Below are 11,952 nucleotides of genomic sequence, written 5' to 3'. Positions count from 1 at the left end.
CCGGCCGTCCAGCTGCTTCTCCCAGCTGGCGCCGCCATCGCGGCTGTGCAGCACCACGCCATCGTTGCCGACCGCCCAGCCCTGCTTGGCGGCGGGGAAATGCACCGCGTTGAGGTCGGAGCTGACCGGCACGCTGGCCTGCTGCCAGCTCTTGCCGGCATCCTCGGAATACAGAATGTGACCGCGCAGGCCGACCGCGACCAGCCGATCACCCGCGCGCGCCACATCGCGCAGCGGGCTGCGCGATGCCAGTTCGCTCGAGCGGGCCGGCAAGTCCAGCACATCCACGAAGGTGGCTGCCTGGGCCATGCCCTGCAGCGAACCCAGCGCGATACCCAGCGCCAGCAGCGCGCACTTATTGAAGGAACCCATTACCGCGTCCTCTTGCGAAAGCCGTACCGGGCGGCACGCTGGGTGCCGCCCGGTGTCCTTGGGGGAGCGGATCGCTCCCTACTGCATCAGCGGATACCGGCACCCGCCAAAGCCTCCGGCGACCACTGAGCGTTGGACAGCGGCGCGATGTACTCGATGCCGCCGTGCGGGCCGATCAGGCCGTTGGCGTTGTAGCTGCCGCCGATCAGGTCGTAGACCACATGGGGGTTGTTGTTCGGCGTTGCGACGTCATAGCTCTGGGTGAAGAAGCTGTAGGAACCGCGATACAGCTGGCCACGGGCGTCGTACTGGTCGGAGGCCAGGGCGAACCAGCTGTCTTCGTCCAGGTAGAAGCGCCGCTTGTGGTAGATGTGACGGGAGCCGGACTTCAGGGTGCCTTCCACCACCCACACGCGGTGCTTCTCCCAGCGCACCAGCTCCGGATTCAGATGGTTCGCCGTGGTCAGCTGCTTGGCATCCTTCATGTAGGTGAGCCTGTAGGTGTTGTACGGCACGAACATTTCCTTCTTGCCGACCAGCTTCCAGTCGTAGCGGTCCAGCGCGCCGTTGAACACGTAGACGTCGTCGAAGGTGCCGGAGCCGGCGGTGCCCGGGTTCGGCGTGTCGTAGGCCAGGCTGGGCGCCAGTTTCACGCGACGCTGGCCGGGCAGGTACTGCCAGGCGCGGCGCGGGTTGGCCAGCGGGTTGGCCGAGTCCTTGAGCATCAGCGACTCGCCGACGCGGCGGGTCGGGCCGGTGTAGTAGAGCTTGGTCTGGAAGTAGGTGTCCTTGGCGTCGATGACCTTGTTCAGGTCCTCGTAGATCGGGAAGCCGTTGAACGCCAGGCCGGTGGTGGCCAGGGCTGCCACGCCGGCGGCGTCGACGTTCCAGGAGTCGTACTTGGCCTTCTGTGCCACGCCCTGGTAGCGCAGCAGGTGGTTCCACATGGCTTCCGCGCCGCTCTGCGGAATCGGGAAGGGCACGCCCGGCAGCACGTTCTCGATCGCCATGCCGTTCTCCAGCGATTTGGCGCCGGTGGCGTTCTTCAGGGTGTTGTCGAGCAGCGCCTTGGGCAGCGTGGCGGTGCGGTGGCTGGGGTAGACCTCGATGCGGAAGCTCGGGTAACGGCTGATCAGCTCGGCGGTGACCGCGGTCAGCTGGTCCTTGTACTGGGCGACGTTCTTGCCGTCGATCACCAGCAGCGGCTTCTCGTCGGCGAACGGGTCGGGACGGAAGGTATCGCCCGCTTTGAAGGCGGGCGGCGGCGTGGTCAGGCCGCCCTGGTAGGCAGGGATGGAGCCGTCGGCATTGGCGGCCTGTTCGGCGCCCACCAGGGTCAGCTGATTGCCCAGTCTGGCGGCCTCCTGGGGCGGTACGGCTGCCTGGGCCTGGCTGGCGATGATGGCCGCCAGCGAGGCGGTCAGCAGGTTGTTGAAGTATTTCATCGCGATTCTCCGCTTGTTGTTATTCGGGGGTCAGAAGGTGGTCTTGAACGAGGCGGTGACCATGCCGCGATCCTTGAGCAGCGGCGCCAGGCCGGCCTGCGCGGTGATCTGTCCGGGGATGCACTGGTACTGGCCATTGAGGCCGGGGGTGTTGTTGTCGCTGCCGTTTTCGCAGGTATCGAACTTGCCGAAGGCGTCCACGTACTTCAGATCGAACTTGTACTTCTGGTAGACGTCGGCTGCGATGCCCACCGAGAAGCTGCCGGAATCCTCGTTGCCACCGAGCTGGATCGCCGACTGGCCCTTGAGGCCGACGTTGTAGGCCAGCGGCAGGGACAGATCGACGCCGGGCAGCGCCTGGTACCAGATCGGGGTGAAGTTGACCGCCAGGGTGTAGGCATTGGTGGTGGCCTTGTCGACGCCGCGATAGCTGGAGTCGCCCTTGTAGGTCTGCTCGGCTTCGTCGACGCTGACCAGGTGGGTCATGGCGGCCTCCACGGCCAGCGACGAGGCATCCCACAGCGGCGTGTTGCCGAAGGTGACCAGACCGTTCAGCACCACGTGGAAGGTCTTGCCGCGCGCCAGGCCGGTTTCACCGTTGTCCGGCACGGCACCGATCAGGTTGGCGCCGCCCGGCGTGCCGGCCAGCGCCTGCTGCAGGGGCGCGTTGATGGTGCTGAAGTTGCTCGCCAGCGGCATGTTCTCGCGGTAGTTGAGGTCGAGGCCGACGCTGACCGGGCCGACGCTCTTCGACAGGCTGATGCCGTAGATGTCGATGTCGTCGGCGTAGGCGGTCAGGTAGTTCATCCCTGCCAGGCTGCCGGTATGCAGTGCGGGGGCATTCACCAGCACCGCCGGCATGGGGTCGGAGGTGTTGCGGTAGTAGACGCCGAGGGTGCCGTCCAGCCACTCCGGGCTCCACTTGGCCATCAGTCCGTAGTCGCCGGAGTTGTGCGGCTTGACGTCATGGCCGCGCGGGGCGGCGTAGAAGGCTCCGGCGCCACCGACGGCGTTGGGCAGCGGCAGCCAGAACACCTCGCCGCCGTCGGCCAGCATGTCGTAGGCACCCATGTAGGTACCGCCTTCCGGCAGCCGCGAGTTCTGGAACTCGAAGAAGTACTGGGCCGCCACGGTCAGCTCGGGATTGATTGTGAAGCTGAGCGACAGCTGGTTGCGCGGCAGGAACAGCTCCTTGGTCTCGGTGCCCGGTACGTTGTACAGCTTGGCCAGGTCCAGCGCCGACTGGCCGTAGTTGATGCCGTTGGCGGCGTTGTACAGGCTTTCGCCCCAGTACACCGTATGCTTGCCGAGCTTGCCGCTGAGCATCGACTCCTGGCCGATCTCGGTGCTGTAGAACACGAAGGCGTCGAGGATTTCGCCGGACGGGCCGTTGTAGTAGCGGTCGGTGTAGTTGCTCAGGCCGTGACGCCGGGCCGGACCACCGGCCAGCACCGTGCCGGCCGGCAGTCCCGCCACCGGGCGGGCGAGGACCAGGTTGCCGGCGTTCGCTTCCTGGCCCGGGAAGGGATTGGAGTTGGAGCCGACGTCGTCGTAGGCATGGTCGTACCAGCTCGCCGCACTGACCCGCAGGCCCATGCTCCCCTGGTAGACCACGTCCAGCTCGGTCAGCAGGTCGAAGCGCTGGGTGACCGCGCTGCCGACGCTGAAGTTCTTGTCGCCGTCGTTGAGATTGGCGGTCGCGGCGATCTTGGCGTTCTCGCCTTCCACGCGTTGGCCGTAGCTGAGCTTGGCGGTGTTGTCGAAACGCACGCTCCAGTCGGCGCTGCCGGTGTCCAGCTCGAAGGCCTGGGCGGCCGGCAGGCTGGCCGCCAGGATGGCCGTGGCGAGCAGGCTGCGGGCGGAGGGGCAGAAGAGAGCGTTCTTGTTGTTGTGCATTGCGTGGTCTCTGCTTGTGAGGAGGTGGTGAACTGCGTGCATATCCGCTCCGGCCTCTGCGGGCGGCAGGCGCTGCCGCGGGTGCAGGAGAGACAAGGAGCTCCCGGCCGGCGGCGCACAGTGGCACTGCCGGACTGGAGGGGCGGTTCGGAGGCTTGCGTTCAGGGCCAGGCGTAGTCGGCGAACTGCTCGCGCAGGGCCTTCTTGCTGACCTTGCCGGTGGCGGTGAGCGGCAGCTCGGCAAGCTGTTCGCTGGCGTCGGGCAGCCACCACTTGGGCAGCCGATCGGCGAGGAAGGCGAGCAGTTGCTGGTGGCTGGGGGCTTGCCAGGGGCTGCGGGGCACGATCAGCAGCAGCGGGCGCTCGCTCCAGCGCGGGTGCGGCACGCCCACCACGGCGGCCTGGGCGATCTGCGGGTGGGCGAGCACCGCGTTCTCGATCTCTACCGAGGAGATCCACTCGCCGCCTGACTTGATCACGTCCTTGATCCGGTCGGTGATCAGCAGGTAGCCGCACGGGTCGATGCTGGCGACGTCGCCGGTGTCGAACCAGTCCGCTCCGCCTTCCTGGCCGTAGTAGCCACTGCTGACCCAGGGGCCGCGCACCTGCAGGGCACCGCTGGCGACGCCGTCGCGCGGCAGTAGCAGGCCGGTCTCGTCGACGAGGCGCATCTCGACGCCGAACAGGGGGCGCCCGGACTTGATCTGCTGCCTGCCACGAGCGGCTTCGTCCAGCTCGGCGTACCAGGGCTGGTAGCGGTTGTAGCTGCCCATGGGGCTCAGCTCGGTCATCCCCCAGCCGTTTTCCAGTTGCACGCCGTGGCGCGCCATGGCCTCGATCAGCGCCAGCGGGCAGGCGGCGCCGCCGGTCACCCCGCGACCCATGCTGGGCACGCTGACTCCGCTGCTGTGCAGATAGTCGCTGATGTTCGACCACAGGGTCGGCACCGCCAGGGCCAGGGTCACGGCTTCATCGTTGATCAGGCGGACCATGGTGGCGGCGTCGGCGACCCGCGGGCCGGGCAGCACCAGCCTGGCGCCGACCATTGCCGCGTTGTAGGGCATGCCCCAGGCGTTCACATGGAACATCGGTACCATCGGCATGACCACGTCCAGGGCGCGCAGGCCGATGTTGTCCGCCATGTTCTGCGCCATGCCGTGGAGGACTGCGCTGCGGTGACTGGTCAGCACCCCCTTGGGGTGGCCGGTGGTGCCCGAGGTGTAGCACAGGCCGCAGGCGGTGCGTTCGTCCAGTTCCGGCCAGGTGTAGTCCTCGCCGGACTCGGCCAGCAGGGCCTCGTAGCTCAGCAGGTTGGGCAGGCTGCTCGGTGGCAGCTCGTCCGCTGCGCACAGGGCGACGAAGTGGCGGACGCTGGGCAGCCCGGCGACCAGGCTCTCGATCAGCGGAATGAACTGCGGATCGATGAACAGGATGTCGTCCTGAGCGTGCTGGATGATGTAGCGAACCTGCTCGGGGAACAGTTTGGGGTTGATGGTGTGGCAGATGCGTCCCGAACAGGGGATGGCGTAGTGCAGCTCGAAGTGGCGGTGGTCGTTCCAAGCCAGGGTGCCCAGGCGTGCTCCCGGCGCGGCTTGCAGGCGATCCAGCACGTTGGCGAGGCGGCGCACGCGAGCGAAGGCCTGCGCGTAGGTGTAGCGGTGGCGGCGGCCGTCGGCGAACAGGGAGACGATCTCGGTGTCACCCGCAACCTGCTCGGCGTGGCGCATGACCGCCGTGATACCCAGGTTGAAGTTCATCATCATGCCTTGCACTGCGAATCTCCTGCCTTGTTGTTGGTGGTGGTGTGGCGCCCGGGGCCGCGTAGTGGCCCTATGGCGGTGGTCGTCAGGGGGAGACGCGACCACCGCGATGACATTAGCAAGGGGTGTGCCAGCAACCTAAGGGTGACGTCTTTTTTTAAAAAATCCTTTTGATTCAGTTAGATAGCGATGAAGTCCGTGGGGCGGAAAGGGGCTTTAGGGGCGATTGCCGGCAGCCGCGTTGCAGATGTGAAAGGCTCTTGCCGTTGCCCGATTGCATCTCTGCAATGAAGGGCTCAGTCATCCCTGGCGACCCGCAGACGACGCCACAGGGTGGTGCGGCTCACCCCGAGACGCCGTGCGGTCTCGTCCATGTCGCCCTGGCAGGCATCCAGCACCTGGCGGGCATGGGCCGCCTCGGCGGCCTTGCCCAGGCTGCGCAGGTCGTCGGCGGCCGGCGCCGACGGCTGCGTGGCGAACTCGGCCTGCGCGTCCTCGAACAGCTCGGGAAACAGGGTGGCGAGGCTGTCGCCCGGATCGCCGTCTTCCAGCGCCTGGGCGGAGATCGCCGCGCGCTCGACGATGTTCTCCAGCTCGCGGATGTTGCCGGGCCAGCTGTGGCGCAGCAGATGGGGCATGAGCGGGCGGAAGGCTTCAAGGGCGGGCTGGGGCGAGCCGGGCGTGCGCGGCAGCCGCTCGAGGATGGCGCTGACCAGGGGCGGGATGTCCTGGAGCCGTTCGCGCAGCGGCGGCACGACCAGGCGCAGGATGTTCAGCCGGTAGAACAGGTCCTCGCGGAAGCGGCCGTCGGCGATGCGCGCGCGCAGGTCGCAGTGGGTCGCGGCGATCACGCGGATGTCCACCGGGGTCGGCTCCGAGGCGCCTAGGCGCAGCACCTCGCGCTCCTGCAGCACGCGCAGCAGGCGGGTCTGCAGCGACACCGGCATGTCGCCGATTTCGTCGAGGAACAGGGTGCCGGTATGCGCCGTCTCGATCAGACCGATCTTGCCGCCCTTGCGCGAGCCGGTGAAGGCGCCTTCCTCGTAGCCGAACAGCTCGCTCTCCAGCAGCGACTCGGGAAAGGCGGCGCAGTTGATCGCCACGAAGGGGGCCTGCTGGCGGGCGCTGGCATTGTGCAGGCTCTGCGCCAGCAGCTCCTTGCCGGTACCGCTTTCCCCGGTGATCAGTACGGTGGAGTCGGTCTGCGCGTAGCGCTGCGCCAGGCGCACGGTGGCCCGGAAGGCCGGCGCCGCGCCGATGATCTGCTCGAAGCGGTAGCGCGCAGTGAGCTGGCGCGGCCGTGCCTGGCTGCGGATGCGCCGATCGGCGCGCTGGATGGCGTTGCTCTCCTGGCAGGTGATGACCACGCCGTCCGCCTTGCCGTCCTCGATGATCGGCGTCAGGTTGGCGGCCAGGGTCTTGGCGCCGACCCGGATCAGCTGGTTTTCCTCACCCTCGCCGCTGCGCAGGATGGCGGAGGGATTGAGGTCGGGGATGACCTCGCCGATCGGTCGGCCACTGGCCCGCTCCGCGGAAGTCTCCAGCAGGGTGGCCATCCGCGGGTTGATGGACTGCACCCGTCCCTCGGCGTCGAGGGCGATCACCCCGTCGCTCAGGTTGCGCAGCACGGCGTTGAGGCGCTGCTGCTGGAGCAGGCTCTGCGCCCGGCTGCGGCAGATGGATAGCGCGTTGTCCAGGGTGCGCCTGATGCTGTCGGCGTTGAGAGCCAGCACTCCCTGACTGCCGGCCTCGTCGGCGAGCTGGGCGACCGTCGAGGAGCCGACGATGACCCGATAGCCGTCGCTGGCCAGGCGCTCGACCTGCTCGCGCGCCTCCTCGAAGCTGGCGTAGGTGGCCTCGCGGATCGCGACCGTGAACAGCGACTGCAGCGCCGCCAGCTCGGCATGCGGCTGGCCGAAGCTGAGGATGCCGACCTTGGTGGCCCGCGAGCGGGCCAGGTCGAGGGCGCGGATCAGGTCGAACTCGCCCATGTGGATGGACAGCACCGAGGTCGCGATATGCCGGCGCAGGTAGTCGGCGGTGGCGCCGGAGCAGACGATGATGTCCACCCGCTGGCCGCTTTCCAGCTCGCGGGCCCGTTCCAGCAGTTGGGCGAGGTCGGTTTCGACGATCTCGATCCGCGCGCGGCCCTGATAGTCGGCAATCACCTGCTCGACGATGCGCGCCATACGGCTCGCTCCTTGCGGCTGGCGAAGATGGGTGAGCAGGGCGATCACCCGCGGCAGGTAAGGTTCGACGGACATGTTCGGCTCCACTGGCCGCACGCGGCGGCGGATCGGGGGAAAACGGCCGGGGCGGGCGGCCTCGCGGAGCGCCCGGCGACGCTCCGCGAGCCGGACGCTGGGCTAGAGCGGGTTGACCAGATGCCCGCCGTCCACCGCCAGCACGCTGCCGGTCATGAACGCGCCGGCTTCGCTGGCCAGCAGCAGCAGGGGGCCGTCGAGCTCTTCCAGACGGCCCAGGCGGCGCAGCGGCACCTGGCTGCGGATGTAGCTCTGGCCCGCCTCGCTGTCGAAGTAGGCGTCGTTCATCTCGGTCCTGAAGTAGCCGGGAGCGATGGCGTTGACCCTGATGTGGTGGCGGGCCAGCTCCAGCGCCATCGCCTTGGTCAGCTGCACCACCCCGGCCTTGGCCGTGCAGTAGTGGCTGAGACCGGTGCCGACGCGCAGGCCGAGGATCGAGGCGATGTTGACGATGCTGCCGCCGCACCCGGCCTTGACCAGGCGCTGGCTGGCGCACTGGGCGACGCGGAACACGCCGTCAAGGTTGGTCGACAGCATGTGCTGCCAGTCGTCCTCGCCGAGTTCGAGGAAGCGCCCGGGATCGCCGACGCCGGCATTGTTGATCACCACGTCGACGCCGCCGAAGCGCGCCTCGGCGGCGTCGAAGGCCGCCTCGACGCTATCGCGGCGGGTCACGTCGAGGGCGACGGCCAGCGCCTCGCCGCCGTCCGCCTGTAGCTCGGCGGCCAGGCGCTCGAGGCGCTCGACGCGCCGCGCGGCCAGCACCACGCGGGCGCCGGCGCGCTTGGTCAGGCGGGCGAAGTGGGCGCCCAGGCCGCTGGAGGCGCCGGTGACCAGCACGGTCTTGCCGGCCAGGGAGAAGTGGGTTGCGAGCATGGTCGGATCTCCTGGTTTCACAGCACTTCGAACAGGCCGGCGGCGCCCATGCCGCCGCCGACGCACATGGTCACCACCACGTACTTCACACCGCGGCGCTTGCCCTCCAGTAGGGCGTGGCCGACCATGCGCGCGCCGCTCATGCCGTAGGGGTGGCCGATGGCGATGGCGCCGCCGTTGACGTTCAGGCGCGCCTCGTCGATGCCCAGGCGGTCGCGGCAGTACAGCACCTGGCAGGCGAAGGCCTCGTTAAGCTCCCACAGGCCGATGTCGTCGACCTTGAGGCCGTGCTGCTTGAGCAGCTTGGGCACCGCGAGCACCGGGCCGATGCCCATTTCCTCCGGGGCCAGGCCGGCAACGGCGATGCCGCGGTACAGGCCCAGCGGTTCGAGGTTGCGCTGCTCGGCCAGGCGCGCTTCCATCAGCACGCAGGCGCTGGCGCCGTCGGACAGCTGGCTGGCGTTGCCGGCGGTGACGCAGCCGCCGTCGAGCACCGGCTTGAGCTGGGCGAGGTCTTCCGGGCGGGTCTGCGGACGGTTGCCCTCGTCCCGGGCAATGGTCACCTGCCGGTAGCTGACCTCGCCGCTGTGCTTGTCGCTGACCGCCTGCACGGTGGTCACCGGAACGATCTCCGCTTCGAACAGCCCCGCCTCCTGCGCTGCGGCGGTGCGCTGCTGGGACTGCAGGGCGTAGCGGTCCTGCTCCTCGCGGCTGATGCCGTAGCGCCGCGCCACGTGCTCGGCGGTGTGCAGCATCGGCATGTAGGCGTGCGCGGCGTGGCGGGTGACGTTGTCGTCGCACTCGCTCAGCGCCCACTCCAGGTTGCGGGCCTGCACGGCGCTGATGTTCTCCTGACCGGCACCGATGGTGACCTGCATGCCGTCGACGATGATCTGCTTGGCGGCGGTGGCGATGGCCATCAACCCGGAGGCGCACTGGCGGTCCAGGGTCTGGCCGCTGACCGACACCGGCAGCCCGGCGGCCAGCGCGCTCATGCGGCCGAGGTTCCAGCCGGCGGTGCCGGAGGGCAGTGCGGTGCCCATCACCAGATCCTCGATCTCGTCGGCGTCGATGCCGGCGCGCGCCACCGCGGCCTGGATGGCGTGGGCGGCCAGGCTGGGCGAGCGGGTGTGGTTGAAGGCGCCGCGAAAGGCCTTGCCGATCGGCGTGCGGGCGGTGGAGAGGATGACGGCTTCTTTCATGATTCGGGTTTCCTGTCGGGGGCGGAAGAGGATCAGCAGATTTCGATGCGGGTCTTGCCGGCGGCGACCAGGCGCTGCAGCAGCGGCGCTGGCTGCAGCCACAGCGCGCCGTAGGCGCCGAGCCGGTCGCGGTACTGCTCGATGCCGGCGAGCACCTCGGCGAGGCCCAGCTGTTCGGCGTAATGCAGCGGGCCGCCGCGCCAGGCCGGGAAGCCGTAGCCGTTGATCCACACCAGGTCGACGTCGCCGCTGCGCAGGGCGATGCCTTCGTCGAGCAGCTGCAGGCCCTCGTTGATCAGCATGAACAGGCAGCGGTCGTGGATTTCCTGGTCGGAAATGCTCCGCTGCTGGATGCCCAGCTCGGCGGCCAGGCGCTCGGCGATCTCCACCACCTCGGCGTCCTCCAGGCGCTCGCGGCCCTCGTAGCGGTAGAAGCCGCGCCCGCTCTTCTGGCCGTGCCAGCCGCGCGCGCACAGCTCGTCGGCCAGGCGGAAGTAGCTCGGATCATGGGCGAGCTGGTCGCGCATGGCCTCGCGCACCAGGTAGCCGATGTCGATGCCGGCCAGGTCGTACATGGCGAACACGCCCATGGCCAGGCCGAGGCCGGTGAGCACGCGGTCGACCTGCGCCGGGCTGGCGCCTTCCAGCACCAGGCGATGGGCCTCGCGGGCGTAGGGCTCGAGCATGCGGTTGCCGATGAAGCCGAAGCACACGCGGGAGACCACCGGCAGCTTGCCGATGCGCCTGGCGATCTGCAGGGTGGTGGCCAGCACGTCCGGCGCTGTCGCCTCGCCGCGCACCACCTCCAGCAGGCGCATGACGTTGGCCGGGCTGAAGAAGTGCAGGCCGACCACGTCCTGCGGGCGGCGGGTGACGGCGGCGATCTGGTCGACATCCAGGGTCGAGGTATTGCTGGCGAGGATGGCGCCGGGCTTGCACACCTCGTCGAGGGTGCGGAACACCGTCTGCTTGATGGCCAGGTTCTCGAACACCGCCTCGATCACCAGGTCGGCGTCGGCCAGGTCGGCATAGTCGAGGGTGCCGGCCAGCAGGGCCATGCGCTGTTCGAGCTGCGCGGGGCTGAGCTTGCCGCGCTTGAGGCTGATCTCGTAGTTCTTGCGGATCTGCGCCAGGCCGCGGTCGAGGGCCTCCGGCTTGACCTCCAGCAGGGTCACCGGGATGCCGGCATTGACGAAGTTCATGGCGATGCCGCCGCCCATGGTGCCGGCGCCTATCACCGCGACCTTGCGGATCGGCCGCAGCGGGGTGGTCGCGTCGATGCCGGGGATCTTCAGCGCCTCGCGCTCGGCGAAGAACTGGTGGCGCAGCGCCGTGGCCTGCGGACTCTCCAGCGCCTGGCGGAACAGCGCCTGCTCGCGGGCCAGCCCCTGCGCCAGCGGCAGCTCGCTGGCGGCGCGCACCGTCGCCAGCACCAGCTGCGGCGCCAGCTGGCCGGGCTTGCGGGCGGTTAGCTGGGCCTCCTGGGCGGCGAAGAAATCGCTGCTCGGCTCGTCGAGAGGGCCTTGCTTTGGGCGTGCCGGCGCCGGTCCCGCCAGCAGTTCGCGGGCGAAGCGGCAGGCCTCGGCGACGAGATCTGCGCCGGGCTCGACCAGACGGTCGACCAGCCCCATGTCGCGGGCCTGGCGGGCGTCGACCGGCTGGCCGTCGAGCATCATCTGCAGGGCGGCCGCTACACCGATCAGGCGCGGCAGGCGCTGGGTGCCGCCGGCGCCCGGCAGCAGGCCGAGGCGCACCTCCGGCAGGCCCAGGCGGGCGTCGGCGCTGGCGATGCGCTGGCTGCAGGCGAGGGCCAGCTCCAGGCCGCCGCCGAGGGCCACGCCACCGATGGCGGCGATCAGCGGCTTGTCGATCCGCGCCAGATCCACCAGCAGCTGCGGTAGGGCCGGCGCCTGCCAGGTGAGCGGCGTGCCGAACTCGCCGATGTCGGCGCCGGCGCTGAACGGCAGCTGCCGGCCATGGAGGACGATGGCGCGCACCGCCGGGTCGCTGGCGGCCAGCTCGCATGCGCTGGCCAGCGCCTGGCGCAGTTCGTGGCCGAGCGCATTGACCGGCGCGTGGCACAGGCCGATCAGGGCCAGCTCCTGGTCGCGGCGGTAGTCGATCAACTGCTGCATGG

General features: G+C 69.1%; 8 protein-coding genes. All 8 read right to left on the bottom strand.

Annotated elements, in window-relative coordinates:
- On the bottom strand, positions 1–372 hold a 372-nt coding region (locus BMZ19_RS18775; RefSeq protein ID WP_244517276.1), incomplete at its 3' end, for a WD40/YVTN/BNR-like repeat-containing protein.
- An 86-nt stretch (positions 373–458) separates the two neighbouring features.
- Positions 459–1,817, bottom strand: a complete 1,359-nt coding sequence (locus BMZ19_RS18770) for a DUF1329 domain-containing protein (RefSeq protein ID WP_090313115.1) — start codon at positions 1,815–1,817, stop codon at positions 459–461.
- 30 nt (positions 1,818–1,847) lie between these two features.
- A complete protein-coding gene (locus BMZ19_RS18765) occupies positions 1,848–3,713 on the bottom strand; it encodes a DUF1302 domain-containing protein (RefSeq protein ID WP_090313114.1) in 1,866 nt (621 codons plus the stop codon).
- A 161-nt stretch (positions 3,714–3,874) separates the two neighbouring features.
- On the bottom strand, positions 3,875–5,476 hold the full coding sequence (locus BMZ19_RS18760; RefSeq protein WP_244517279.1) for a long-chain fatty acid--CoA ligase: 1,602 nt from the start codon (positions 5,474–5,476) through the stop codon (positions 3,875–3,877).
- 293 nt (positions 5,477–5,769) lie between these two features.
- On the bottom strand, positions 5,770–7,737 hold the full coding sequence (prpR, locus tag BMZ19_RS18755) for a propionate catabolism operon regulatory protein PrpR (protein ID WP_090313112.1): 1,968 nt from the start codon (positions 7,735–7,737) through the stop codon (positions 5,770–5,772).
- 102 nt (positions 7,738–7,839) lie between these two features.
- Positions 7,840–8,613, bottom strand: coding sequence for an SDR family NAD(P)-dependent oxidoreductase (locus tag BMZ19_RS18750; RefSeq protein ID WP_090313111.1), 774 nt, complete (start codon positions 8,611–8,613; stop codon positions 7,840–7,842).
- A 17-nt stretch (positions 8,614–8,630) separates the two neighbouring features.
- Positions 8,631–9,815, bottom strand: a complete 1,185-nt coding sequence (locus BMZ19_RS18745) for an acetyl-CoA C-acyltransferase (RefSeq protein WP_090313110.1) — start codon at positions 9,813–9,815, stop codon at positions 8,631–8,633.
- 32 nt (positions 9,816–9,847) lie between these two features.
- Positions 9,848–11,950, bottom strand: a complete 2,103-nt coding sequence (locus BMZ19_RS18740; RefSeq protein ID WP_090313109.1) for a 3-hydroxyacyl-CoA dehydrogenase NAD-binding domain-containing protein — start codon at positions 11,948–11,950, stop codon at positions 9,848–9,850.
- Positions 11,951–11,952: the final 2 nt, after the last annotated feature.

Origin of the sequence: Pseudomonas linyingensis, from assembly GCF_900109175.1 — a bacterium.
GTDB lineage: Bacteria > Pseudomonadota > Gammaproteobacteria > Pseudomonadales > Pseudomonadaceae > Geopseudomonas > Geopseudomonas linyingensis.
This window is presented reverse-complemented; position numbering and strand designations above follow the sequence as displayed.